This is a genomic window from Sphingomonas sp. PvP055 (genome assembly GCF_040546365.1).
In the GTDB taxonomy this organism is placed as follows: Bacteria; Pseudomonadota; Alphaproteobacteria; order Sphingomonadales; family Sphingomonadaceae; genus Sphingomonas; species Sphingomonas echinoides_A.
On sequence record NZ_JBEPNS010000001.1, the window covers coordinates 1833500 to 1857543 of the forward strand.

The following is a 24044-nucleotide window of genomic DNA, read 5'->3' on the forward strand; positions in this document are numbered from 1 at the left end:
GGAAACAGGAAACCACAAGCATGTCCGCTGCCAAACGAGGCGAATCCAATCTGGTGATCTTCGCTGCCCTTGCGGCGAACCTCGGCATTGCCGTGGCGAAGTTTATCGCGTCGGCGATCACCGGGTCGTCGTCGATGCTGACCGAGGGGTTCCACTCGGTCGTCGACAGCCTCAACCAGCTGCTGCTGCTCTACGGCCAGCATCGCGGCAAGCGCCCGCCCGATACCGCGCATCCGTTCGGCTATGGTCGCGAGCTGTATTTCTGGAGCTTCGTCGTCGCGATCCTGATCTTCGGCGTCGGTGCGGGTGTGTCGGTCTACGAAGGCTGGGTGCATATCGAGGAGCCCGAGCCGCTCCGCGATCCGCTCGTCAATTATGTCGTCCTGGGCGTCGCCTTCCTGTTGGAGGGCGGGTCATGGTTCCTCGCGATGCGCGGTTTCGCCAAGGACAACCAAGGTCGCGGCTGGTGGCAGGCGGTGCGCCGGTCGAAGGATCCGACCGGGTTCATCGTCCTGTTCGAGGATTCGGCGGCGCTCGCCGGGCTGATCGTCGCGGCGATCGGCGTATGGGCGAGCCATGCCTATGCTGATCCGCGGATCGACGGCGTCGCCTCGATCCTCATCGGCGTCATTCTCGGCGTCGTTGCGATGTTGCTGGCGCGCGAGGCGAAGGGGTTGCTGATCGGGGAGGGCGCGGACCCTGTCATCGTCGCGCGGGTCGAGGGGATCGTTTCTGGGTATCCGGACATCACCGCGGTCAACCACGTCCGCACGATCCACACCGCGCCGCAGAGCATCTTCGTCGCGATCAGCGCGGACTTCCGTGATTCGCTGACGCTGGGGGAGGCGGAAACGCTGATCGAAACGATCGAAACCGAGCTCAAGGCGGCGGAGCCGATGTTGTCGTCGATCTACATCCGCCCGGAGAAAAGCGAGAATGCCGCGACGCTGAGGGTGGCGGAGGAGGAGTAATGCCTCTTCCTTAGCCCCTCCCCTTCAAGGGAGGGGTTGGGGTGGGGACGTGCCGCGAATCCACACGTTGGTCCCCGCTGGACTGCCCCACCCCCAACCCCTCCCCTGAAGGGGAGGGGCTTTAGAAGAGTCTATCGGCGCGACCACCAGATCGCCGCGAGGCCAATCGCCGCGAGGACCGCGCCGTACACGGCCCATTGCGTCTGCGCGATCATGAAGCTCGATGCCGGCCAATGCACCAGCCCGAGCCCCTGACCAATCCACAGCAGCCCCATCAGCGTGGCAAGCACGCCGACAAGAGCCACCAGGGTTTTCACTTACGCGCGTCCAGCGCCACGTAATCGCGCTGCGTCGGGCCGGTGTAGAGCTGCCGCGGACGGCCGATCTTCTGCTCTGGATCCGAGATCATCTCGTTCCACTGCGCGACCCAGCCGACGGTGCGGGCGAGCGCGAACAATGCCGTGAACATCGTCGTCGGGAAACCGATCGCCGAGAGGATCACGCCCGAATAGAAATCGACGTTCGGGAACAGCTTCTTCTCGATGAAGTATGGGTCGCTGAGCGCCATTTCCTCGAGCGCGATCGCGACGTCGAACACCGGATCGGTCACGCCGAGCTCGCCGAGCACTTCGCGCACGGTCTGCTGCATCACGGTCGCGCGCGGATCGTAGTTCTTGTACACGCGGTGACCGAAGCCCATCAGGCGGAACGGATCGTTCTTGTCCTTGGCGCGCGCGATATACTCGGGGATGCGGTCGACCGTGCCGATCTCGCGCAGCATGTTGAGCGCCGCTTCATTGGCGCCGCCATGCGCCGGGCCCCACAGGCAGGCGATGCCGGCCGCGATGCACGCGAATGGGTTCGCGCCCGAAGACCCTGCAAGACGCACCGTCGAGGTCGACGCGTTCTGCTCGTGATCGGCGTGGAGGATGAAGATCCGGTCCATTGCCTTCTCGACCACCGGGTTCACCACATATTCCTCAGCGGGCACGCCGAAGGTCATCTGCAGGAAGTTGCCGGTGTAGCTCAGGTCGTTGCGCGGATGCATGAACGGCTGGCCGATCGAATACTTATACGCCATCGCCGCGATCGTCGGCATCTTGGCGATGAGGCGATGGCTCGCGATCATGCGCTGCTGCGGATCGGTGATGTCCGCCGAATCCTGGTAGAAGGCCGACAGCGCGCCGACGACGCCGCACATGATCGCCATCGGGTGCGCATCGCGACGGAAGCCGCGATAGAAGGTCGCGAGCTGCTCGTGCAACATCGTGTGACGGCTGATCGTGTAGCTGAACTTGTCGAGTTCCGCCTTGGTCGGCAGCTCGCCGTTGAGGAGAAGGTGGCAGACCTCCATGAAGCTCGACTGCTCGGCCAGCTGCCCGATCGGGTAGCCGCGGTGGAGCAGCACGCCTTCGTCACCATCGATATAGGTGATCGCGGAGTCGCAGCTCGCGGTCGAGGTGAAGCCCGGATCGTAGGTGAACATACCCGTCTGCGCATACAGCTTGCGGATATCGATCACGTCGGGACCGACGCTGCCGTGCATGACCTTCAAATCGAGGTCCTTGCCGGCGGCGCTCAGCTTGGCGGTGTCGGTCATCGGTTGTCCTTTCGTGCCTTAAACGATCATCTGGTCGGCGATCCGACCAAGACTTTCTTCGCGCCCGAGCAACTCGAGCACATCGAAGATTCCGGGGGAGGTCTTCCGCCCGGTCAGGGCCGCGCGAAGGGGTTGCGCGACCTGGCCGAGTTTGACTCCTGCGTCATCGGCAACCTGCCGTACCGCAGTTTCGAGGCTCTCCGTATCCCAGCTTTCGAGCGCGTCAAGCGCTGCGTGCAGCCGGGCGAGGAGCTTCGGCGCCTCACCGGAAACGAGCGCGGTGGCATCGCGATCCATTTCCAGCGGGCGTTTCCGAAACAGGAAGGCCGCGCCGTTCGCCAGATCGAGCAGATCGGCGGCGCGCGGCTTGAGCGACGCCATGCTTCGACCAAGAAGACCGCGTTGCTCCTCCGTCGGTGCGAAATCAAGCCGATCCGCTACCAGCGTAGCGAGCCGCTCATCGTCCGCAACACGGATGTACTGCCCGTTCAAATTCTCGAGCTTCTTGAAGTCGAAGCGCGACGGCGACTTGCCGACTCCGGCAAGATCGAACCATTCGACGGCTTGGGTACGGCTGATGATTTCGTCGTCACCATGGCCCCAACCCAGCCGCAGCAAGTAATTGTCGAGCGCTTCGGGCAGCATGCCCAACTCGTCGCGATAATATTCCACCCCGACCGCACCGTGGCGCTTCGAAAGCTTCGCACCATCCGACCCGTGGATCAGCGGAATATGTGCGTAAACGGGATCGGGCCAGCCGCCCTCGATCGCATCCATTGCCCGTATGATGGGCAATTGGCGGAACGCGTTGTTGAGATGATCGTCGCCGCGAATCACGTGCGTCACGCCCATGTCGTGATCGTCGACCACGACCGCGAGCATATAGGTCGGCGTGCCGTCCGAGCGGAGCAGGACGAGGTCGTCCAGTTCGGCATTCTGCACCGTGACCGACCCCTGGACGCGATCTTCGATCGTCACCGCGCCATCGGTCGGCGCCTTGAGGCGGACCACGAACGGACGGCTGTCGTCGGCTTCCGCCGCCTTGTCGCGCCACGGGCTGCGGACGCGGAGCGGCTTCTTCGCCGCCTCGGCCTCGGCGCGCATCGCGGCGAGCTCTTCGGTCGTCAGGTAGCAGCGATAGGCGTGGCCATGCTCGACCATGCGATGCGCGACTTCGGCGTGGCGATCGGCACGCGCCGACTGATACACTTCTTCGCCATCCCAATCGAGCCCGAGCCAGCGCAAAGAGGTCAGGATCGCGTCGATCGCGGGCTGAGTCGAGCGCGCGCGATCGGTATCCTCGATCCGCAGCAGGAACCGCCCGCCGTGATGCCGCGCATACAGCCAGTTGAACAACGCGGTGCGCGCGCCGCCGATGTGCAGGAAGCCGGTCGGCGAGGGCGCGAAGCGCGTCACGACCTCGGTGCCGGGGGTCGTGGTGCGCGTGCCGTCGGTCGCTGCAGTGGTTTCAGTGATTGCGCTCAACCGCGCATACTCCCAGACTAGAAATTCGATGGCCGGATCAGCCTGCAGCGCCCCTAGCACGCGCTTTCCAGCGCTTCAAATCGGCGTGCGCGGATGGCTGTCGCAATTTTTCGTTGCTGGCCGTTGTCTGGCGCGTGCCATCGAACGCTGGCTCGAGGCGGAACGCGACCAACTTCCGTTGTGGCTGCCCGTGATGCTCGGCGCTGGGATCGCCTTATGGTTCATCCTCCCGGACGCCGCGAGCTGGCGGATCGCGATCCTCGGCGCGTCGGGTGTCGCGCTGGGCGGCGCGACGATCGGGCGCCACGGGCGTGCCGCGCGCAGCATCGCGGTGGCCGCAGCGACGCTCGCGCTCGGGATCGGCCTGATCTGGTGGCGGTCGGACCACGTCGCCCATGTCGTCCTGACGCGCCCGACGATCGCGACCTTCACCGCACGGGTCGAACGGATCGAGCCGCTCCCGGCGCGCGACCTCGTGCGGCTTCGGCTGGCGCCGATCGCCGTCCTCCCGCGCCCCGAGGCAGGCACGCGCCCGGTGCCGCGCTTGCCGCGCCATTTGCGGGTCAATCTCGCGACGATCGACGTTCCCGCCGGGTTGACCTCGGGCGCGGTGCTGCGGCTCTCCGCGCGCTTGCTGCCGCCGCCCGAGCCCGCCGTGCCGGGTGCGTATGATTATGCGCGGAGCGCCTGGTTCGACGGGATCGGCGCAACCGGCCGCGGCTTCGCTCCGGTGACGATCGTCACGCCGGGGCGGCCGTCGGTGCTGCCCGGACTACGCGCGCGTCTCTCGCAGCACATCCAGACGCAGGCGGACGGTGGCGGCGCGGGCGGGATCGCCGCCGCGCTCGCCACCGGGGATCAGGGATCGATACCGGTCGCGGATACCGAGGCGATGCGGCGGTCGGGCCTGGCGCATCTGCTTTCGGTGAGTGGGTTGCACATCTCGGCGGCGGTGGCGGCGACGATGATCCTCGTCACGCACGTGCTGGCGGTGTTCCCGTGGTTGGCGCTGCGATACCGATTGCCCTTCGTCGCGGGCGCGGCGGGGGCGTTGGTCGCGGTCGGCTATACGCTGCTGACGGGGGCGGAGGTGCCGACGATCCGCTCGTGCGTCGCGGCGTTGTGCGTCCTGCTCGCACTCGCGCTGGGGCGGGAGGCGTTGACCTTGCGGCTGGTCGCAGCGGGCGCGCTGGTGGTGTTGCTGCTCTATCCGGAGTCGCTGGCCGGGCCGAGTTTCCAGCTTTCCTTCGCAGCGGTGGCCGCGATCATCGCGTGGAACGATCATCCGGGGATCCGCGGCTTCGCCGCGCCGCGGGAAGAGCCTCGGCTGAAACGCTTGGGGCGAAGTCTGGGATCGTTGCTGATGACGGGTCTGGTGGTCGAGGCGGCGTTGCTGCCGATCTCGCTCTATCATTTCCAGAAGGCGGGGGTGTACGGCGCGGTCGCCAACATCTGTGCGATCCCGCTGACGACGTTCGTCATCATGCCACTCGAGGCGGCGGCGTTGCTGTTCGATACCGCGGGCCTCGGGGAACCCTTTTGGTGGGTCACGCGCCAAGCGATCGAGCTGCTGTTGTGGATCGCGCGGACGACCGCGGCGATCCCGGGGTCGGTCGCACCGCTACCGGCGATGCCCGGCGCTGCCTATGCCGCGATGGCGATCGGCGGGATCTGGGTTACGCTATGGCGGACGCGGTGGCGTGCCCTTGGGGTCGTCCCGTTCGCGATCGGTGCGACCTGGGCGATTGCGACACCCGCCCCCGACGTGCTGGTCACCGGTGATGGGCGTCATGTCGCGATCCGCACGGCGCAGGGCGACGTCGCGCTGCTGCGCGATCGGACCGGGGATTATACCGCGGACATGCTGGCGCAGGGCGGCGGCGTGGCGGGGCTACCGGTCTTGTGGTCGGACCAGCGCGATGCGCGCTGCAGCCGCGATCTGTGCCTGGCGGAACGCGCTACGGGTAATCGCCGCTGGACCGTGCTGGCCACCCGCAGCGCCTATACTGTCCCGATCGATGCGCTGCTCCACGCCTGTGCAACCGCGGATATTGCGATCAGCGACCGCAGGCTTCCGCGCGGCTGTCACCCCCGGTGGTTGCGGCTCGATCGCGCTACGCTGGCGCGGACGGGGGGCGTGACGATCACCTTTTCCGCGCCGTCCTTCTGGCCGACCGGGAAGGGACCCGGTTCGCCAACCATCAAGATGGTACGCCATCCGGAAGACGCGCACCCGTGGATCCTGCCGCCCGAGCGGCCCCGATCCTATCCTGCCCGCCGCCACGGCTTCCGCTGGCGGCATGCCATGCCGGGTCAGTCGTACCGGCGCAGCAATCCGGCAAGCTTGCCCTGAACACGGACCTGCGCAGGTGTGTAGCGCTGCGGATCGTAGGCCCGGTTCGCCGGATCGAGCCGCACCATCGCGCCTTCGCGGCGGAAGAACTTGAGCGTCGCTTCGCTGTCGTCGATCAGCGCCACGACGATCTCGCCGTCGCGCGCGATGTCCTGGCGCTTGATCAGCGCATAATCGCCATCGAGAATCCCGGCCTCGACCATCGAATCCCCTGCGACTTCCAGCGCATAATGTTCGCCGCCGCCGAGCAGGGCCGCCGGCACCGACAACATCGACGCACCCTCGAACGCCTCGATCGGCATACCGGCCGCGATCCGGCCGTGGAGCGGGATCTCGATCACGTCGTTGGCGGGGGCGGGCAGGACGCGGACGTTGGCGGGCGCTGCTTCGGGCGTGGCGCGAACCGGGGTCTTCGTGCCGCGTTCGGGCATCTTGAGCACTTCGAGCGCGCGCGCCCGATTGGGGAGGCGGCGGATGAACGCGCGTTCTTCCAGCGCGCTGATCAAGCGGTGGACCCCCGACTTGGATTTCAGGTCGAGCGCTTCCTTCATTTCCTCGAACGAGGGCGAGACTCCCGTCTCCTCCAGCCGGTCGTTGATGAAGCAGATCAACTCATGCTGTTTGCGTGTAAGCATTCCGGGCCCTTTCGTCGGAACAGACGACGAACCTATACGGAACATAAAGTCAGGCGTCAAGCGATCGGCAGGATTTCCACCGAGTCGCCCACCGCAGCGGCCGGCGCGAAGGGCGCGCGCACGATCATGCAATCCGCCCCGGCAAGCGTCTTGAGCAGCGACGAGTCCTGCCGCTCGGCGACATAGACGCGTCCATCGCGCGTAACCGCGCGCATGTAATCCTGCCGCCGATCGTTTTCGCGCACGGGGGCGCCGAGAATGGCGGGGTAGAAAACGGGGTGCGGATCGCGCGCACCCGCCATCGCGGCGATCAGCGGTTTCAGGAAGATCGTTGCGGTGACGAAGGCCGACACCGGGTTACCCGGAAGACCGAGGACCAGCATGTCGCCGATCTTCCCCGCGAGCATCGGCTTGCCCGGGCGCAGCGCGATCCGCCAGAAGTCGATCGCGCCACCCGCCGCTGCCAGCGCCGGACGGATCAGGTCGTGATCCCCGACCGATGCGCCGCCGGTGGTCACCAGGATATCGGCTTCGACCGTCCGGAACGCATCGGTGATCGTGTCGAGCCGATCGGGGAGGATCCCAAGATCGATGATCTCCACGGGAAGGTCGGCCAGCATTGCCGCCAGCATCACCCCGTTCGATTCCGGCAAGGTCCGGTCGCTCAAGGGCGCGCCGGGCAGGGTGAGTTCATCCCCGCTCGCCACGATCGCGACGCGCACCCGGCGCGCGACCGTCAGGCTGCCGTGCCCGCCGCTTGCCGCGAGCGCGATCCGTGCTGGTGTCAGCCGGTCGCCCATCGCGATCAGCGTATCGTTATGGGTGAAATCGATCCCGGCGCGCCGGATATTGCCACCACGCACCGGCCCGTCGCCCGACCGTCGAACGATATCGCCATCGCGGGCGGCTTCCTCCTGGACGAGCACCGCGTCGGCGCCTGGCGGGAGCGCCGCACCGGTGAAGATGCGCACGGTTTCACCCGCGCCGAGGGTGCCGTCGAACGGGTTGCCCGCCGCACTTTCGCCGATCAGCCGCAAGGGGCCGCCCAGATCATCGAAGCGAACGGCGTAGCCGTCCATCGCCGACAGGTCGCGCGCGGGTTGCGTCCGATTGGCGGCGACGTCGCTGGTTGCCCATCGCCCCGCGGCGGCGCGCAACGGCACGGTTTCCGTCGCAATGACAGGCGCGAGCGCAAGGAGCCGGGACAGCGCGTCGGCAACGGCAAGCAGGGCGGGGGGCTGAGTCATTAGGCGTTCCCTAACGTCTTGAACCAGTGTCCGTCGACCCCCGACGATCGGCGATAAGTGATGCAGACCGGCCACAGTCCGTCAGCGACTTTAACGATGCGGGTGCAGCGTCCAACTTTGTCATAATTCAGCAACAATCGCTGTCTAGCGCCCCGGTCACGGAAGCCTCCACACAGCAAAACCCAAGCGCGCGCGACACCGATGGTGCGGGCGACGGCGTCGGGCGGCGGCTTGCCGAGTTCGATCAAAGGGGAAATTCGTGACCAAGACCGTCGTCAAATCGCTGTTGCTCGCCGGGGCCGCCGGCTCCGCTTTGTTCGCCACGGGCACGGCACTGGCGCAGACCGCGAGCGATCCCGCCGCGGCCGCCACGGCGACGGTCGGTGCGTCGGCCAGCCAGGACGGGCTGGGCGACATCGTCGTGACCGCCGAGCGCCGCACCGAAAACCTGCAGAAGGTGCCGATCTCGGTCGGTGTCGTCGGCGGTGACGATTTGCGCGCGTTCCAGAGCGGCGGCGGCGACGTGCTCGAACTCGCCAACCGCGTTCCCGGCCTGTACGCCGAGACGACCACCGGGCGCATCTTCCCGCGCTTCTACATCCGTGGTCTGGGCAACATCGATTTCTATCTCGGCGCGTCGCAGCCGGTGTCGATCATCCAGGACGACGTCGTGCTCGAGCATGTCGTTCTCAAGTCTAACCCGGTGTTCGACGTCCGCCAGGTTGAAGTGTTGCGCGGCCCGCAGGGCACGCTGTTCGGTCGCAACACCACCGCGGGCATCATCAAGTTCGACACCAACCGCCCGACCAACGACTTCCACGGTCGCGCATCGGCCTCCTACGGCAGCTACAATACCGCGACGCTCGATGCAGGGATCGGCGGGCCGATCGTCAAGGACGTGCTGTCGTTCCGCGTGTCGGGGCTGGTCCAGCACCGCGATAACTGGGTCGACAATACCTACACCGGCGTCAGCGCGGACGGCACCGTCGGCGGCAAGGACAAGCTCGGCGGGTTCGATGAGCGCGACGTCCGCGTCCAGTTGATGCTGACCCCCCCCGACACCGGCTTCACCGGCCTGTTGTCGGCACATGCACGCGATTATAGCGGCACCTCGACGATCTTCCATCGCGGCGCGCTCAAGCGCGGGTCGAACGACGTCAGCGCAGAGCCGCGCGCATCGGTCGCGCTCGACGAAGCGGCGAACAACCCGCAGGCGTACAAGACCTATGGCGGCTCGCTGAACCTCAAGAACGACTTCGGCGGGGTCGTGCTGACCTCGATCAGCGCGTGGGAGACGACCTCGGGCTACAGCCGCGGCGACACCGACGGCGGGGCCGCGACCAACTTCACCGGCCCCCGCTTCTACGGCGAGAGCCAGGGCCGGATCCGCGATCTCGACCAGCTGACGCAGGAAGTCCGGTTGTCTGACGACGGCACCGGGCGATTCAAGTGGCAGATCGGCGGGATGTACTTCGAGTCGCGCGACGTGACCGAATTCGCACAGCGCGGCGTGTTCCTGACGCAGCCTGATCTCAACGGCACCCGCCCCAACCCCAACAACCGCGTGCTGCTGCGCGACATCAACACCTCCTATGCCGGCTTCGGGCAGGTCAGCTACGAGATCGTGCCGAAGCTGACGCTGACCGGCGGCGTGCGCGTCACCAACGACACCAAGTCGACCCGGTTGCTCGTAGCCAACGCCAATGCGGCGGGCGTGTCGAGCTACACCGGGCGTCGCTACGTCCGCCTGTCGGACACGCAGCCGAGTTGGGACGCGAGCGCACTGTACCAGTTCGACCGCAACGTCAGCGTCTATGCCCGCGTCGCGCGCGGCTTCCGCGGGCCGACGATCCAGGGCCGTTCGGCGGTGTTCAACGCGGACTTCACCACCGCCAATTCCGAGACGATCATGTCGTATGAGGCGGGCGTGAAGTCGAACCTGTTCGGCAACACGCTGCGCTTCAACGCGACCGGATTCTATTACGAAGTCAGCGACATCCAGCTGAACGGCAACGATTCCTTCGGCAACGGCGTGCTGTTCAACGCGGACAAGGCGAAGGCGTGGGGCGGAGAGGCCGAACTGACGTGGCGTCCGGTGCGCCAGTTGACGCTCGGGCTCGGCGGCAGCGTGCTCCACTCCGAGATCAACGACCCGCGCGTCTTCGCGCAGGTCTGCATCCTGGGCGGCGTGATCACCTGCACGGTGCAGGACCCGACGATCAAGGTGGGCGCGAACACCTTCGCCCAGATCGACGGCAATCCGCTGCCGAATGCGCCGAAATATCAGTTCAATGCGACCGCGCGCTACGACGTGCCGCTCGGCAACGGCGGGTCGCTGTTCCTCGCGGGCGATGCCAACGTCCAGGGCTACACCAGCTTCGTGCTGTACAAGACCGCCGAGTTCACCTCGGACGGCACGTTCGAGGCCGGCCTCAAGGCGGGCTATGTCGCGCCCGACAACAAGTATGAGCTGGCGGTGTTCGTCCGCAACCTCACCAACGAGAAGAACCTCAAGGGCGTGATCGAGAATTACAACGCCGCCGTGTTCAACGATCCGCGCATCATCGGCGTGTCGTTGGCGGGCAAGTTCTGACGCGATCCCGCCGCGCCCCCCGCCGCTTTGCGGTTGGTGGGCGCGGCGGCTCTGGCGTGGGCGCGCTTCCGGTGGCAAGAGGCGCGCATGCTGGTAAATCACGTTCTCTTCCTCGACGGCGAGGCGCTCGTCATCGACAAGCCCGCCGGGCTCCCGGTCGACCGTCCCCGCGACGGTTCGCTGAGCCTTGAAAATCACCTCGATGGGCTGACCTTCGGGTTCAAGCGCTGGCCGGTTCCGGTCCACCGGCTCGACCGCGATACGTCGGGCTGCCTGCTGCTCTCGCGCAACCCCAAGGCGCACGCGAAGCTGCAACAGGCGTTCGAACAGGGGCTGGTGCGCAAACGCTATCTCGCGGTGCTCGACGGCGTCGTGGAGGGCGAGGGCGGTCTGATCGACATTGCGCTGGCGAAGGTCAGCACGGTCGAGGAGGGCTGGCGGATGGTCGGCAGCCCTCAGGGCAAGGCGTCGCGGACGCACTGGCGTGTGCTCGACGTCAAGGACGGGCGCAGCTTCGTCGAATTCGTTCCCGAAACCGGGCGCACCCACCAGATCCGCGTCCATGCGCTCGAAGGGCTTGGCGCGGCGGTGGTCGGCGATCCGGTGTACGGCAAGGGCGGCGGGCAGACTTTGCTCCACGCCGCCGAACTGACGATCCCGCGCGCGGGCAAGGAGTCGATCGTGGCGAAGGCACCGCTCCCCGAGCGCTTCCTAGCGGCGGGGTTCAGCGAGGGCTGAACGCCAGCGCTTCTGTCTTTTGGCATGGCTCTGCTCCACACCTTCCGTTCGTCCCGTAGCGAAGGACAGGGTTGAGTGCGGAATGGTGCTTCGATACGCGCCCTCGATACGCCCCGAGAGGGGCTACTCGGTCGCTACTCAGCACTAACGGTTGGGGGGTGTTCGGGAGTCGAGGGGCCCCAATCAATCCGTAACCCGCCCGCGCAGCGATTTGACCGTCCCGCGCTTGGTCTTCCCCTCCATCCGCCGGGTCTTGGCCGCCTTGGACGGCTTGGTCGGGCGGCGGCGCTTGGGGACAATCGTTGCCTCGCGGATCATGTCGATCAGCCGCTCGCGCACTTCCGCGCGGTTGAGCAATTGCGACCGCGCGCCTTCGCTGCGCAGCACCAGCACGCCCTCGCGCGTCAGCCGCGATCCTGCCAGCACCGCGAGCCGGGTCTTGACCGCATCGGGTAGCGTCGGACACGCGCCGACATCGAAGCGCAGCAGCACCGCGCTGTCGGTGGTGTTGACGTGCTGCCCGCCCGGACCGCCCGCACGGGTGAACGATTCGAGGAGCTCGTCGCTGTCGATGCTGATCGAACGGGTGACGGGAATGGCGACCATGAATCGCCTCCTAATCCAAGAGCGCGCCCGGGTCGATTGGCTGTCACGCGCGGACGGGCGGGTTGTTCCGACCGGCCAGCTTTGCCAAGAGCGGGGGCGCGCAGGGCGTTCGCGCGACGGAGATGACGATGTACGAATTCACGGTGTCCGCGGACTCCAAGGCCGAACTGTATCGCGACCTGCACGCCGCGCTCGACGCGCTGACCGAGGGCGAGCACGATGCGATCGCCAATATGGCGAATGCGGCGGCGCTGATTGCGCAATATCTGCCTGATCTCAACTGGTCGGGCTTTTACCGGATGGTCGCGGGCGAGCTGGTCGTCGGGCCGTTCCTCGGCAAGCCAGCCTGCATCCGGATCGCTGTCGGTGACGGGGTCTGCGGCGCGGCGGCGAAGACGCTGGAGACGCAGCTGGTCGAGGACGTTCACGCGTTCCCGGGGCATATCGCATGCGATGCCGCGAGCCGTTCCGAACTGGTCGTGCCGATCGTCCATGAGAGCCGGTTGATCGGCGTGCTCGATCTCGACAGCCCGAGCGCGGCGCGGTTCGACGCGCAGGATGCCGCCGGATGCGAGGCGCTGATGGCGTTGCTCGCGCCGCGGATCGCTGGCTGACCGGCGCTGGGGTTTACCGAACCTTCATCCCGCTGCGGCAGGCTCGGTACTGCTGGGAGTAGTGTGATGGTTCGGTTTGGCGTTTTTATAGCGACGATGGCGGCGGTATTCGTCGGGACCGCGGGGCATGCGCAACGGACCCGCGCCCCCGCGCCACCCCAGGATGCGGCGCCGCTCGTCTACGTCGATGCAGGCGCGATCGTGCGAGAGGCGAACGACCGGGCCGACCGGACCGGCGACTATGGCTATCTGGACGTACCGCCTGTGGTCGAGCTGCCCCAGGTCGTGTCGCGCGGCGGCGTGACGAGCTACGCGACCAACGGCGCGTATCTGGGCGGGGCTGGGCAACGCTATGAAGCCGGGGGCAGCAGCGTCGTGACGGTGCGGAGTGGCGCGTCTTATGGATATCCGGAAGCGGTCGCCCCACCGCGCCACCGCAAACGCGCACGACGACGGTAACGATCGCCCTTCGAGCGCAGGACGCCTGAGTCTACCCTTTGCGCCTCCCCGACCGTCGTCGGGGAGGGGATCCCCAACCTCAGCGCTTGCGCGGCTCCGGTCTGGCGAACGTGATCAGGCTTTCCGCCCCATCCGCACCGACCGCGCCGACGCCGACGAACGTGTCGTCGACGATCACGTCCTTGAGCACCGAGGTGACGGCGGGCGCGGCGACCTCCACGACCTTCTGCCAGTCCTGCACATCGTTGCGGCGGTAATGGACGCGGTAACGCACCGCGCCTGCGACCGGCTCCCACTTGACCGTCGTGTCGGTCGCGAGCGCGCCCGCGATCGTCACGCCGGTCGGCGCGGCGGGGGCGGCGGCGATCCGGCGGATCGTCGCGACGTTGATCGCGGTGACCTTCGCGAGATAGGGGAAGTCCATCTTGTCGACGGTGTCGCCGTAGACGACACCATTTTCGGTGCGCAGGTCCTGGTGCTGCTGCGTGTAATTCTCCGCGGCGACCGAGAAGCGCACCGCGGGATAGCCGAGCTTGAGGAACGGCTCATGGTCGCCGCCGCGCCCGAACCGATCCGGGCGGCGGTCGAGCATCACGTCGAGCCCGCCGGGGATGCCTTGAGCGACGCCGTCGATCGCCTTTGCCAAGCTGCGCGAGGGGCCGTCGTCCTCACCGCCACTGCCGCGCCGCGCGATCTGCGCGGGGAGGTCCTCCGACGCGCGAATCCCTTCCGAGAACACGCGCACCCGATCGGCGACGCGCACCCCGTTCTGGCCGACGGTGTTGCCGACGATGTCGTTGTTAAGCATCGCCGAAACCGTCCAGCCGCGCTGCTTGGCGGTGTCGGCGAGCAGCGTCGCGCCGAGCAGTCCCTGCTCCTCGCCCGAGAACACCGCATAGACGATCGTCGCGCGGAACTTCTCCTTCGACAGCAGTCGCGCCGCCTCGAGCACCAGCGCTACGCCCGATGCATCGTCGTTCGCGCCGGGCGCATCCTTGGTGATATCCATCACGTCGGTGACGCGGCTGTCGATATGCGCGCCGACGATGACGACGCGCTTGGGGTCTAGCCCCTGCTGGAAGCCGAGTACGTCGACAATGTTGACGCCGTTCGGCGCGCGCGCGTTGGTGACGGTCTGCGCGATGTTGGCGACCGTGATGCAGCCGTCGCAGCCGTCCGCGATGCGGGTCAGCTCGCCGCCCGCCCATTTCCGCGCCGCGCCGATCCCACGGACGGGGTCGTCGGCGGAGGACAGCGTGTGGCGCGTGCCGAAGCTGACGAGCTTTTCGACGGTGGCCTTCAGGCGGGCAGGGTCGGGCAGGCGGGCAGGGTGAGGGGCTTGCGGCGGCGTGGTCTGGGCGAGGGCTGGGGTGGCGAGGATCGCGAGGGCCGCGAGCGGAAGGGGGAAGATACGCATCGGCTCATCGTGGCGGGGAAGCGGCGTGGCTTCAAGGGGTGTCGGACCGCTGGGGTCGGCTGACGACGGCGGGGGCGACCGGATTAGGACGAAGGTCCGAGTGACAGGATCGGTGGGAGGCGATAAGCCGCGGCGGTGCAGGCCATTCGACACCTTTTCGCGCAACGCGTGCTGGTCGTCCTGCTCTGCACCGCCACGCTGCTGCTCAAGGTGCTCGTCCCGACCGGTTATATGATCGGGGTCGACCACGGCCACATCGCGATCACCGTCTGCCCGGGGGTCGTGCCGCCTGCCACGGCGATGGCGATGCCCGGCATGCAGCACGACGCGACGGGCCAGGGCAAGTCCAGCGACCATGGCAAGGCGGAAATGCCCTGCGCCTTCGCGGGACTGTCGGCGGCGATGACGGGGGCGATCGACCCGATCCAGGTGGCCGCCCTCATCGCCTTCGTGATCGCGATCGGGCTGGGCGGGGTATTGCTGCCCGCCCCGTTCGCTCCCACGCATTTGCGACCGCCGCTGCGCGGACCGCCGCGCCGCCTTTGATCCGTCTCCCCGCGTCGGCCCGACCGTCGCGTTCGTGAACTACGGTCGGCGTTGCAGACGTCGAACCGGTCAAAGGTATTGCCATGTCCAGACCCTACCTGCTGGCAGGGGGCGCGCTGTCGTGCCTCGTGCTGGCCGCTCCCGCATCCGCCGAGGATGCCGCCGCGTCTCCCTCGAACGACATCGTCGTCACCGCCACGCGCTCCGCGCGCGCGCTCGCGGACGTGCCGTCCAGTGTCAGCGTCATTACCGCCGAACAGATCGCCGGCACGCCCGCGCGCACGATCGACGACGTGTTGCGACGCGTGCCCTCGGTCGACCTGCCGATCGCCAGCACCAACGAACAGCATCCGACCAACACGATCGTCTCGATGCGGGGGTTGAGCGGGATCCGTGCGCTCGTCCTGCTGGACGGCGTGCCGATCAACGACCCGTTCTTCGGCTATGTCCAGTGGAGCGAGGTGCCGCTGCAGACGATCGATCGGGTCGAGGTCGTCCGCGGGGGTGGCGCGCCGCTGTGGGGGAATTACGCGATGGGGGGCGTCATCAACATCCTGACTCGCCCGATCGACCAGACCGGCGTGGTCGCCGAAGCGGCGGGCGGCAGTCGCGGTAGCTACCGTGCCGATGGGCATGCCGCGCTTGCCGGAAACGGATACGGAGTCGGTATCGACGCCGGGATCAACCACAGCGACGGCTATGTCCAGCAAGTCGAAAGCGCGCGCGGCGCGGCGACGGTGCCGACGTCCTTCACCGCGCGCTCGGTCGCGCTTTCGGGAAATGCGGCGCTGACGCCCACCCTCTCCGCACGCGCACGGGCAAGCTATTACGACAACGACCAGACCTTCCTGACCCGGCGCAACACCAACGATCAGCGGACCTGGCGCTACACCGGCACGCTGACCTGGAAGCCTCGCGACGGCGAGTCGGTCGATCTGACCGCGTTCCACAATGACGAGCGGTTCCTCACCAACAATCCGGGTGCGCCGGAAGGCGCGAACCCCAACGACGTCGAGTTCGTCCAGAACAGCCACCGCACCCGCGCGCACGACACGGGCGTGTCGCTGATCTGGGCGAAGACCTTCTCCGGCCCGCTGCGCGCTGTGTCGGTCGGCGCTGACTATCACGGCGTGCGCGGAAGCGACCGCGCGACCATTTTCGACGAGACCGGCGCGCGCGTGCGGCTCGATACCGGGTCCGGCAACCAGCGCTTCCTCGGTGGCTTCGCGCAAGCCGATCTGCGGCCGCTCGACCGCCTGCAAGTCTTGCTCAGCGTCCGCTACCAGGATTTCTACAGCTATGACGGCGTGGACGATACGCCGGGCGGGCTGGGCAAGGTGGCGCGCCGCCACGACAGCGATGTCGATCCGCGATTGTCGATCCGCTATCAGCTTCCCGAGGGCGTCGCCTTGCGCGGCGCGCTCTACCGCGCGTTCCGTGCGCCGACGCTCGACAATCTGTACCGCGGTGCCTCCGTGCCCGGCTATATCCTGTACGGCAATGCCGCGCTGAAGCCCGAGACGCTCGAGGGCGTGGAGGCGGGGTTCGACGTGGATCGTGGGGCGGTCCGGTTCCAGGCGACGGCCTACGCCAGTCGGATCGCCGATTTCCTGACCTATCGCTATCTCGACCCCGCAACCTTGCCGACAGGGTTCGACATCGGCGCGCGGCTCATCAACGCCGGGCGCGCGCGCACCCGTGGGGTGGAGGCCGAACTGACGTGGAAACCGCGGCCGACGCTGACCGCGACGATCGCCTACACCTATGCGGATTCAGTCGTCACGCGGAACCCGGAGGACTCCGCGAGCATCGGCGTCCAGCAGCCGGGGATCCCGAAGCACCGCGCGAGCGCCGCCGTCGACTGGCGCGGACCCTATGGGATCACGCTGTCGCCGCGCGTTCGGTATCTGGCGCGGACCAACGGCGACCCGGATGCGCTGTATCGGACCGACGCGCATGTCATCGCCGACCTCGGGGCGAGCATTCCCGTCCGGCGCGACGTCGAACTGTTCGGTCAGATCGAAAACCTTTTCGACCGCCGCTACATCGGGACCAACGACGGGTTTACCGCCGCGCTCTACGGCAAGCCGTTCACCGCGGTCACGGGGGTAAGGATCAAGCTGGGCGCGCTCTAGCCGATCGCGGCGAGCCGGATCAGCCCGTCCGCGTGGCGCGTGGTGAGACCGCGATAATCGCGGATGTGCGGATATTCGGTGTCTAGCGGGTGCTGGTGCGTCACCGTGATCACCACGACGGGCGCGCCCGCGGCGCGGCCCGCCTGGATCCCGGCGGGCGCGTCCTCGAACACGAGGCATTGCGTCACGTCCTTGCCGAGGCGGCTGGCGGCTTCGATGTAGCAATCGGGGGCGGGCTTGCCGGCGGCGATGTCCTCGGCGGTGATGAACAGGCCGGGCGCGACCAGCCCGGCCGCCGCGAGCCGCGCCTCGGCGAGTGCGCGCGTGGCCGAGGTCACGATCGCCCAGCCGTCGTGGGGGAGTCTCGCGACGAAATCGCGCGCGCCATCGATCGCGCGGACGCCTTCCAGGTCCACCATCTCCTTGCGCGCGATCCACGCGGCTTCTTCGACCGGGTCGATCCCCGGAATGGCGAGCCGCTTGATCGTCTCGATCGTCTGCACCCCGTGGATCGTCGGAAGGATCTTCACCGGATCGAGCCCGTGCCCGCGCAGCCAGCGCGACCAGACGCGTTCCGCGGACTCGATCGAGGTCAGGAGCGTGCCGTCCATGTCGAACAGACAGGCCTGGAAGCCGCGATCCGGGTGGGGCACCGGCGATGCCGAGGGGGGATACTGCATAGCGCGTGCGTTCGTGGAATTTCCGACGGAATTCAAGAGCGCGCGCTGGCGACCGCAGTTTCACGAAACTTTACAAAGACCCTTTTTCCGCAGCGGTTTCCGCCGTGCAGCTCAGCTCAACCGGTCGATCGCTTCGCGGTCGAGCGAGCCCGGCACGATCATCAGCGGGATCGGCAGACCGCCCGCATCCTGTCCCGCGAAATGCGCGACCAGCGGCCCGGGCGCGCCCGACGCTGCCGTCGCCAGCACCAGCGCGGCGATGTCCGGATTGGCGCCGATCATTTCGCGGATCACCTTGGGGCCTTCGCCCTGGCGCACCGTGATCGACGGGCGGAGCCCCGATTCCTGGATCAGCGTTCCCGCCGCCCCGGTCACCAGCGCTTCGGCATGGTCGCGCGCTTCGTCTTCAATCGTCGCCTGCACGCCGCCGAACGGCGTGAATTCGGTCGGCGGCACCAGCGCGAGGATCTCGACGCCGCCCCCCGTCTTGACCGCGCGGCGTGCGGCGAAGCGCAGCGCGATGCTGCTTTCGGGCGTTTCGTCGATCACGACCAGATATATGCGCATTTGTGTGAACTCTCCCCTATGGTTAAGTGGGGTTAACGGCCGCTTGACGCAAGCGTCGGTCTTGACCGCACCTTGATCGGGCGCGAAGGACAGCGGCCATAGGATTCGGTCAAAACAAGGACGTGTCGATGCCGGTCGAGATCAAAATGCCTGCGCTTTCCCCGACGATGGAGGAGGGTACGCTGGCCAAGTGGCTGGTCAAGGAAGGCGACGTCGTCAAATCCGGTGACCTGATGGCCGAAATCGAGACCGACAAGGCGACGATGGAATTCGAAGCGGTCGACGAAGGCACGATCGGCAAGATCCTCGTTGCCGAGGGGACCGACAACGTGAAGGTCGGCACGGTCATCGCGACGTTGCTCGAGGACGGCGAGAGCGCGGGCGACACCACGCCGGCGCCCGCCGCGAAGGAATCCGAGCCCAAACCGTCGGCGGAAGACCCCAACAAGACCGGCAGCGAAGCCAAGCCCGTCGCGCGCACGCCCGAGCAGGCCGAGGATCACGGCAATCCGGAAGGCGGCGCTGCGCCCAAGTCGGCTGCGCCTGCGCCGACGCCCGCACCGCGCCAGGATGGCGAGCGCGTCAAGGCGAGCCCGCTCGCGCGCCGCATTGCCGCCGAGAAGAGCATCGATCTCGCGGCGTTGCAGGGTTCCGGCCCGAACGGTCGGATCGTCCGGGCGGATCTGGACAACGCCAAGGCCGGCGCGACCAAGGCCGCTGCGCCTGCGTCGAGCGACGCCGCCGCTACGCCCACGCCGAGTGCTGCGCCTGCGCCCGCCGCCAAGCCTGCCGCGATCCCGGACATTCCGCACACCGCCGAGAAGCTCAGCAACGTCCGCAAGACGATCGCGCGTCGCTTGACCGAATCGAAGCAGACGGTTCCGCATATCTACCTGACGGTCGACATCCGGCTCGACGCGCTGCTCAAGCTGCGCAGCGACATGAACAAGGGCCTCGAAAGCCGTGGCGTGAAGCTGTCGGTCAACGATCTGCTGATCAAGGCGCTCGCCGCCAGCCTGATGCAGGTGCCCAAGTGCAACGTCATGTTCACGCCCGACCAGCTGATCAGCTTCGAGCGCGCGGACATCTCGGTCGCGGTGTCGACCCCGTCGGGGCTGATCACGCCGATCGTCTCGCATGCCGACACCAAGGGCGTCGCCGCGATCTCGACGCAGATGAAGGACCTTGCGGCGCGGGCCCGCGACAACAAGCTGAAGCCTGAGGAATATCAGGGCGGTACGGCATCGCTCAGCAACATGGGCATGTACGGGATCAAGCAGTTCGAGGCGGTGATCAACCCGCCGCAGGGCATGATCATGGCGATCGGCGCGGGCGAGAAGCGTCCGTACATCGTCGACGACCAGCTCGGTGTGGCAACCGTGATGTCTGCGACCGGCAGCTTCGACCACCGCGCGATCGACGGTGCGGACGGCGCGCAGTTGATGCAGGCGTTCAAGGCGCTGGTCGAATCGCCGCTCGGCATGCTCGCCTGAGATGCTGTGGCGCACCCTGATCGAGGTCCTGTGGATCGTCGCGGGGCTGATCGGCGCGGCGGTGTTCGCATCGCTCGCGACCTGGTCGGTTCCGTCGGCGCGGGATTCGATCTGGGGTGTGGCGTATGTCTCGATGTTCGTGCTGGTGTTGATGGGCATCGGGCCGCTCCGGCTGGCGCTCGCGCGGGACCGCGCGGGGCGGAGCGATCCCCCCAATGTCTGAAGCGCCGCCCAGCGCCGCCCCCGCGATCCGCGCGACCGCGATGGCGTGCGACGCCAACCCGTACGGCAAGATCTTCGTCGGCTGGTTGATGGGGCAAATGGCGCTGGCCGCGGGGTCGGTCGCGTCGCGTCATTGCGGCGGGCGGGCCCCCGTCGTCGCGGCGGACGGCTTCAGCTTCACCGCGCCGGTGGAGATCGGCGACGAAGTCAGCTTCCACGCCGAGATCACCGCCACCGGCCGCACCTCGATGACCGTCGCGGTCACCGTCTGGCGGCGCGATCGGCACGGCGAACACACTGCCCGCGCGGCAAGCGGGCGCTTTACCCTGGTTTCGATGGGGGCGGACGACCGTCCAAGCCCGTTGCAAGAAGAAGGATCCTCCCTTGGCTGATACGTTCGACCTCGTCATCCTCGGCTCCGGCCCCGGCGGCTATGTCGCCGCGATCCGCGCTTCGCAGCTCGGTCTCAAGACCGCGATCATCGAGCGCGAGCGCCTGGGCGGCATTTGCCTCAACTGGGGCTGCATCCCGACCAAGGCGCTGCTGCGCACGTCCGAAATCTATCACTACATGCAGAATGCCGAGAGCTACGGCCTCAGTGCGGACAACGTCAGCTTCGACCTCAACAAGGTGGTCGAGCGCAGCCGCAAGGTCGCGGGCCAGCTCAACGCTGGCGTCAAAGGCCTGATGAAGAAGAACAAGATCCAGGTGTTCGAAGGCGTCGGCGCGCTGACGGGGAAGGGCAAGCTTACGGTCAAGCAGGGCGACAAGACCACCGAGCTCGAAGCCAAGCACATCATCGTCGCGACCGGCGCGCGTGCGCGCGACCTGCCGTTCGCCAAGGCGGACGGCGAGCGGATCTGGACGTACCGGCACGCGATGGTCCCGCCCGAAATGCCGACCAAGCTGCTGGTCATCGGATCGGGCGCGATCGGCGTGGAATTCGCGAGCTTCTACAACGACATGGGCGCGGACGTTACGATCGTGGAGATGCTCCCGCGGATCCTGCCGGTAGAGGACGAGGAAGTCTCCGCGTTCATGGACAAGGCACTGACCAAGCAGGGGATCAAGCTGCTCGTCGGGACCGGGCTCGAAGGCATCGAGACCTCGGCCAAGGGTGTCACCGCCAAGATCAAGGGCAAGGACGGGAAGGTTACCTCGGAAGAGTATAGCCATGTCATCGTCGCGATCGGGATCGTCCCCAACACCGAGAACATCGGGATCGACACGCTCGGGATCGAGACCGAGCGCGGGCACATCAAGGTCGATGGCTATGCGCGCACCAACGTCGAGGGGATCTACGCGATCGGCGACGTGACCGGCGCACCGTGGCTCGCGCACAAGGCGAGCCACGAGGGCATTGTCTGCGTCGAGGCGATCGCCGGGCTGAAGCCGCATCCGTTCGAGAAGTGGAACATCCCGGGCTGCACCTATTCGCGCCCGCAGGTCGCGAGCGTCGGCTTCACCGAGGCGAAGGCCAAGGAGGCCGGATACGAGCTCAAGGTCGGCAAATTCCCGTTCATCGGCAACGGCAAGGCGATCGCGCTCGGCGAGGCGGAAGGCTTCGTGAAGACCGTGTTCGACGCCAAGACCGGCGAGTTGCTCGGCGCGCACATGGTCGGCGCGGAAGTCACCGAGCTGATCCAGGGCTATGTCGTCGCGCGGCAGCTCGAGACGACCGAGGCAGAGCTGATGGAGACGGTGTTCGCGCATCCGACCCTCAGCGAGATGATGCACGAGAGCGTCCTCGGCGCGTACGGCCGAGCGATCCACTTCTGATATGACCGTTGACCAGCGCAACCCCGCAATCCTGGCCGGGGTGGCGCTGGCGCTCTGCGTCGTAGCGCTCGGCCTGTTCTGGCCGGGCGTCGCGATGTACGACACGATCGCGCAATTCGGTCAGGTGGTGTCCGGTCGCTTCGACGACTGGCATCCCCCGATCATGGCGCGGCTCTGGACCGTGCTGCACGGCGCCGTCGGTGGCGAAGCCGCGCCCATGCTCGTCCTGCAAATGACGCTGTACTGGACTGGGCTCGGCTTGGTCGCCACCGCGCTCGCCCGGACCGGCAAGGCGCGGTCGGGCGTGGCGGTGCTCGCGATCGGGCTGACGCCGCTGTTCCTCGGCTGGCAGGGCACCGTGCTCAAGGACGCGCAGATGCTGGGCGCGATGCTGGCGGCGGTCGGGCTGGTCGCCTGGTGGCGGTTGCGCGCGGTGCCGGTTCCGGCCTGGGCATGGCTGCTGGTGAGCGTCCTGCTGGGCTATGCGACGCTGGTGCGCGCCAATGCGGTGTTCGCGACCGTCGCGCTCGCGGTGATGCTCGTCGGTCCGCGCAACTGGTGGGGACGCGGCGCGCTGGCGCTCGTCGGGGTCGGCGCCGTGCTCGCGGTGTCGTCGCCGATCAACCACGGCTTGTTCGGTGCGGCCAGCAGCGGGGTCGAGCGGACCGAGGCGATCTACGATCTGTCAGCGATCGCCGTCGGGGCGCCGGGGACGCCGACCGGCCTGTCGGCTGCGAGCGTCCGCGAGATCGCGGCACGCCACTGCGTCAAACCGTATTTCTGGGACCCGCTCGGCGAGGCGACGCGCTGTGGCGGGCTGGTCGATGCGCTGCACGCCTATCCGCCCGGAACGTTGTACGGCCTGCTCGCTGCCGCGATCGTCCGCGCGCCCGGCACCTATCTCGCGCATCGGATGGCGCATTGGAATTCGACCGAGCGCTGGCTGGTCGGGGCAGGGGCACCGGGCGCGCTTCCGCCGGTGGTCAGCGAGGCCAACACGCTGGGACTGGCCAGCCCCGCGCCGACGGTTCGGCTGTGGCTGAACGTCGAGCGCGTTACGGTCGACACGCCGCTCGGCTGGCCGATTGCGTTCTATGTGTTGGCGCTGGTGGGGTTCGTCGTGGCGGTGCGTCGACCGGCGGGGGCGCTTCGTGAGATCGCGCTCGCGCTGCTCGTGTCGGCAATCCTGCTCGAAACCAGCTTCCTCGTCCTCAGCATCGCGTCCGATCTGCGCTATCATCTGTGGTCGATGGTGGCGACGTCGGTCGCGCTCGTTCTGCTGATAGCGGAGCGGCGGCCGACTCGGCGCGAATGGCTGGCCGGTGGCGCGGCGTTGCTGCTGATCACGGTAAGCGGGACGATCGCCAGGATCGTGCTGCCACAGGCACCGGCGACCTACGCGGCGCAATTGCTGTGACGGTTCGAAAAGCCGTTTGGTGCGTTACATTTATGGGTGATCGGCGGCGCGTCTGTCGGCACCCGCACGCAATACCGGCACGTACCGTCGGGACCGGCCGTTCGGAGAGCGGCATCCAAGCAGAAGGAGCCAAGGCATGACCGACCATATGCAGGACGCGTTCAAGGAAAAGATCGTCGACCCCGCCCGCAAGGCCGGCGAAGCGTTGCGCGACGCGGGCGGCAAGATGGCCGAGAACGGGTCGACCGTCAGCCTCAAGATGCTCGATCAGGCCGAGACCAACACGCGCGAAGCGTTCAACGCGATGCGCGCCGCAGCGTCGGCGACCGATCTTTCCGAGGTGATGAAGATCCAGGGCGATTTCATCCGCGAGCAAAGCGCGCGGAACATGACCCAGGCACGCGAGATCGGCGAGTTGATTCTGAAATTCGGGCGCGACACCGTCGGCATGGTACGCGGCGAGAAGGGCTGACCCCTTCCGGGCGGG

Annotated in this window: 23 protein-coding genes; 14 read left to right on the forward strand and 9 right to left on the reverse strand. The window is 67.3% G+C overall.

All coding sequences use genetic code 11. From position 1 onward, the window contains the following. Window positions 1-20: 20 nt before the first annotated feature. On the forward strand, window positions 21-971 hold the full coding sequence (locus ABIC16_RS08865; RefSeq protein ID WP_354290795.1) for a cation diffusion facilitator family transporter: 951 nt from the start codon (window positions 21-23) through the stop codon (window positions 969-971). 131 nt (window positions 972-1102) lie between these two features. Here ABIC16_RS08865 and ABIC16_RS08870 read toward each other — a convergent pair whose 3' ends face one another. The 3 genes from ABIC16_RS08870 to gltX are packed head-to-tail and all read right to left on the reverse strand — an operon-like array spanning window position 1103 to window position 4047. Further along, window positions 1103-1288, reverse strand: a complete 186-nt coding sequence (locus ABIC16_RS08870) for a hypothetical protein (protein WP_354290796.1) — start codon at window positions 1286-1288, stop codon at window positions 1103-1105. After that, window positions 1285-2571: a citrate synthase gene (locus tag ABIC16_RS08875; protein WP_277970716.1), complete on the reverse strand. Its 1287-nt coding sequence runs from the start codon at window positions 2569-2571 to the stop codon at window positions 1285-1287. Before ABIC16_RS08875 ends, ABIC16_RS08870 begins: the two co-directional genes overlap by 4 nt. Before the next feature lie 18 nt (window positions 2572-2589). Continuing rightward, complete coding sequence (gene gltX, locus ABIC16_RS08880; RefSeq protein ID WP_354292290.1) at window positions 2590-4047, reverse strand: glutamate--tRNA ligase; 1458 nt, start codon at window positions 4045-4047, stop codon at window positions 2590-2592. Between the two features lie 202 nt (window positions 4048-4249). Between gltX and ABIC16_RS08885 the strand changes: the two genes are divergently transcribed. Continuing rightward, a complete protein-coding gene (locus tag ABIC16_RS08885; protein ID WP_502958345.1) occupies window positions 4250-6409 on the forward strand; it encodes a ComEC/Rec2 family competence protein in 2160 nt (719 codons plus the stop codon). Here ABIC16_RS08885 and lexA read toward each other — a convergent pair. Then, window positions 6370-7044 (reverse strand): transcriptional repressor LexA, encoded by a 675-nt coding sequence (gene lexA / locus ABIC16_RS08890; RefSeq protein ID WP_354290798.1) that lies wholly within the window; start codon window positions 7042-7044, stop codon window positions 6370-6372. The genes ABIC16_RS08885 and lexA overlap by 40 nt on opposite strands. A 56-nt stretch (window positions 7045-7100) precedes the next feature. Then, a complete protein-coding gene (locus tag ABIC16_RS08895; RefSeq protein WP_354290799.1) occupies window positions 7101-8291 on the reverse strand; it encodes a molybdopterin molybdotransferase MoeA in 1191 nt (396 codons plus the stop codon). A 259-nt stretch (window positions 8292-8550) separates the two neighbouring features. On the opposite strand from ABIC16_RS08895, the gene ABIC16_RS08900 reads away from it, so the two are divergent. Both ABIC16_RS08900 and ABIC16_RS08905 read left to right on the forward strand, forming a co-directional pair. Beyond that, window positions 8551-10884 (forward strand): TonB-dependent receptor, encoded by a 2334-nt coding sequence (locus tag ABIC16_RS08900; RefSeq protein WP_354290800.1) that lies wholly within the window; start codon window positions 8551-8553, stop codon window positions 10882-10884. An 87-nt stretch (window positions 10885-10971) separates the two neighbouring features. After that, on the forward strand, window positions 10972-11622 hold the full coding sequence (locus ABIC16_RS08905) for an RluA family pseudouridine synthase (RefSeq protein WP_354290801.1): 651 nt from the start codon (window positions 10972-10974) through the stop codon (window positions 11620-11622). A 183-nt stretch (window positions 11623-11805) separates the two neighbouring features. Here ABIC16_RS08905 and arfB read toward each other — a convergent pair whose 3' ends face one another. Beyond that, window positions 11806-12228: an alternative ribosome rescue aminoacyl-tRNA hydrolase ArfB gene (arfB, locus tag ABIC16_RS08910; protein ID WP_354290802.1), complete on the reverse strand. Its 423-nt coding sequence runs from the start codon at window positions 12226-12228 to the stop codon at window positions 11806-11808. Window positions 12229-12356: 128 nt separating this feature from the next. Here arfB and msrC point away from each other — a divergent pair, with 128 nt between their 5' ends. Next, window positions 12357-12842 carry a free L-methionine (R)-S-oxide reductase MsrC gene (gene msrC / locus ABIC16_RS08915; protein ID WP_354292291.1) on the forward strand — a complete coding sequence of 162 codons (486 nt, stop codon included), beginning with the start codon at window positions 12357-12359 and terminating at the stop codon, window positions 12840-12842. 96 nt (window positions 12843-12938) lie between these two features. Further along, window positions 12939-13301 (forward strand): hypothetical protein, encoded by a 363-nt coding sequence (locus tag ABIC16_RS08920; protein WP_354290803.1) that lies wholly within the window; start codon window positions 12939-12941, stop codon window positions 13299-13301. 79 nt (window positions 13302-13380) lie between these two features. Here the strand turns inward: ABIC16_RS08920 and ABIC16_RS08925 are convergent, their stop codons facing one another. Then, on the reverse strand, window positions 13381-14718 hold the full coding sequence (locus ABIC16_RS08925) for a M20/M25/M40 family metallo-hydrolase (protein ID WP_354290804.1): 1338 nt from the start codon (window positions 14716-14718) through the stop codon (window positions 13381-13383). 135 nt (window positions 14719-14853) lie between these two features. On the opposite strand from ABIC16_RS08925, the gene ABIC16_RS08930 reads away from it, so the two are divergent. After that, a complete protein-coding gene (locus ABIC16_RS08930; RefSeq protein ID WP_354290805.1) occupies window positions 14854-15264 on the forward strand; it encodes a hypothetical protein in 411 nt (136 codons plus the stop codon). An 83-nt stretch (window positions 15265-15347) separates the two neighbouring features. Next, a complete protein-coding gene (locus ABIC16_RS08935) occupies window positions 15348-17399 on the forward strand; it encodes a TonB-dependent receptor (protein WP_354290806.1) in 2052 nt (683 codons plus the stop codon). Here ABIC16_RS08935 and ABIC16_RS08940 read toward each other — a convergent pair. Then, window positions 17396-18079 (reverse strand): HAD-IA family hydrolase, encoded by a 684-nt coding sequence (locus tag ABIC16_RS08940; RefSeq protein WP_354290807.1) that lies wholly within the window; start codon window positions 18077-18079, stop codon window positions 17396-17398. The two genes, ABIC16_RS08935 and ABIC16_RS08940, sit on opposite strands and share 4 nt — an antisense overlap. A 111-nt stretch (window positions 18080-18190) precedes the next feature. After that, window positions 18191-18646 carry a universal stress protein gene (locus ABIC16_RS08945; protein ID WP_277970877.1) on the reverse strand — a complete coding sequence of 152 codons (456 nt, stop codon included), beginning with the start codon at window positions 18644-18646 and terminating at the stop codon, window positions 18191-18193. 128 nt (window positions 18647-18774) lie between these two features. Here ABIC16_RS08945 and ABIC16_RS08950 point away from each other — a divergent pair, with 128 nt between their 5' ends. The 6 genes from ABIC16_RS08950 to ABIC16_RS08975 all read left to right on the forward strand — a co-directional run bounded on the left by ABIC16_RS08950 (window position 18775) and on the right by ABIC16_RS08975 (window position 24029). Next, a complete protein-coding gene (locus tag ABIC16_RS08950; RefSeq protein WP_354290808.1) occupies window positions 18775-20139 on the forward strand; it encodes a pyruvate dehydrogenase complex dihydrolipoamide acetyltransferase in 1365 nt (454 codons plus the stop codon). A gap of 1 nt (window position 20140) precedes the next feature. Beyond that, on the forward strand, window positions 20141-20362 hold the full coding sequence (locus tag ABIC16_RS08955; protein WP_354290809.1) for a hypothetical protein: 222 nt from the start codon (window positions 20141-20143) through the stop codon (window positions 20360-20362). Then, window positions 20355-20753 (forward strand): acyl-CoA thioesterase, encoded by a 399-nt coding sequence (locus ABIC16_RS08960; RefSeq protein ID WP_354290810.1) that lies wholly within the window; start codon window positions 20355-20357, stop codon window positions 20751-20753. The genes ABIC16_RS08955 and ABIC16_RS08960 overlap by 8 nt, the downstream gene beginning before the upstream one ends. Next, on the forward strand, window positions 20746-22140 hold the full coding sequence (lpdA, locus tag ABIC16_RS08965; protein ID WP_354290811.1) for a dihydrolipoyl dehydrogenase: 1395 nt from the start codon (window positions 20746-20748) through the stop codon (window positions 22138-22140). The genes ABIC16_RS08960 and lpdA overlap by 8 nt, the downstream gene beginning before the upstream one ends. Window position 22141: 1 nt before the next feature. Further along, window positions 22142-23557, forward strand: coding sequence for a hypothetical protein (locus tag ABIC16_RS08970; protein ID WP_354290812.1), 1416 nt, complete (start codon window positions 22142-22144; stop codon window positions 23555-23557). A gap of 136 nt (window positions 23558-23693) precedes the next feature. Continuing rightward, window positions 23694-24029 (forward strand): phasin family protein, encoded by a 336-nt coding sequence (locus ABIC16_RS08975; RefSeq protein WP_277970883.1) that lies wholly within the window; start codon window positions 23694-23696, stop codon window positions 24027-24029. Window positions 24030-24044: the final 15 nt, after the last annotated feature.

Bases quoted from the DNA above. Each gene is read 5' to 3' on its own strand.
- ABIC16_RS08940 (WP_354290807.1), bottom strand. From the start codon at position 18,079: ATGCAGTATCCCCCCTCGGCATCGCCGGTGCCCCACCCGGATCGCGGC.
- msrC (WP_354292291.1), top strand. From the start codon at position 12,357: ATGTACGAATTCACGGTGTCCGCGGACTCCAAGGCCGAACTGTATCGC.
- ABIC16_RS08925 (WP_354290804.1), bottom strand. From the start codon at position 14,718: ATGCGTATCTTCCCCCTTCCGCTCGCGGCCCTCGCGATCCTCGCCACC.
- ABIC16_RS08875 (WP_277970716.1), bottom strand. From the start codon at position 2,571: ATGACCGACACCGCCAAGCTGAGCGCCGCCGGCAAGGACCTCGATTTG.
- ABIC16_RS08975 (WP_277970883.1), top strand. From the start codon at position 23,694: ATGACCGACCATATGCAGGACGCGTTCAAGGAAAAGATCGTCGACCCC.
- ABIC16_RS08885 (WP_502958345.1), top strand. From the start codon at position 4,250: ATGCTCGGCGCTGGGATCGCCTTATGGTTCATCCTCCCGGACGCCGCG.
- ABIC16_RS08960 (WP_354290810.1), top strand. From the start codon at position 20,355: ATGTCTGAAGCGCCGCCCAGCGCCGCCCCCGCGATCCGCGCGACCGCG.
- ABIC16_RS08935 (WP_354290806.1), top strand. From the start codon at position 15,348: ATGTCCAGACCCTACCTGCTGGCAGGGGGCGCGCTGTCGTGCCTCGTG.
- ABIC16_RS08905 (WP_354290801.1), top strand. From the start codon at position 10,972: ATGCTGGTAAATCACGTTCTCTTCCTCGACGGCGAGGCGCTCGTCATC.
- ABIC16_RS08955 (WP_354290809.1), top strand. From the start codon at position 20,141: ATGCTGTGGCGCACCCTGATCGAGGTCCTGTGGATCGTCGCGGGGCTG.
- ABIC16_RS08865 (WP_354290795.1), top strand. From the start codon at position 21: ATGTCCGCTGCCAAACGAGGCGAATCCAATCTGGTGATCTTCGCTGCC.
- lexA (WP_354290798.1), bottom strand. From the start codon at position 7,044: ATGCTTACACGCAAACAGCATGAGTTGATCTGCTTCATCAACGACCGG.
- ABIC16_RS08920 (WP_354290803.1), top strand. From the start codon at position 12,939: ATGGCGGCGGTATTCGTCGGGACCGCGGGGCATGCGCAACGGACCCGC.
- ABIC16_RS08895 (WP_354290799.1), bottom strand. From the start codon at position 8,291: ATGACTCAGCCCCCCGCCCTGCTTGCCGTTGCCGACGCGCTGTCCCGG.
- ABIC16_RS08945 (WP_277970877.1), bottom strand. From the start codon at position 18,646: ATGCGCATATATCTGGTCGTGATCGACGAAACGCCCGAAAGCAGCATC.
- ABIC16_RS08970 (WP_354290812.1), top strand. From the start codon at position 22,142: ATGACCGTTGACCAGCGCAACCCCGCAATCCTGGCCGGGGTGGCGCTG.
- ABIC16_RS08950 (WP_354290808.1), top strand. From the start codon at position 18,775: ATGCCGGTCGAGATCAAAATGCCTGCGCTTTCCCCGACGATGGAGGAG.
- arfB (WP_354290802.1), bottom strand. From the start codon at position 12,228: ATGGTCGCCATTCCCGTCACCCGTTCGATCAGCATCGACAGCGACGAG.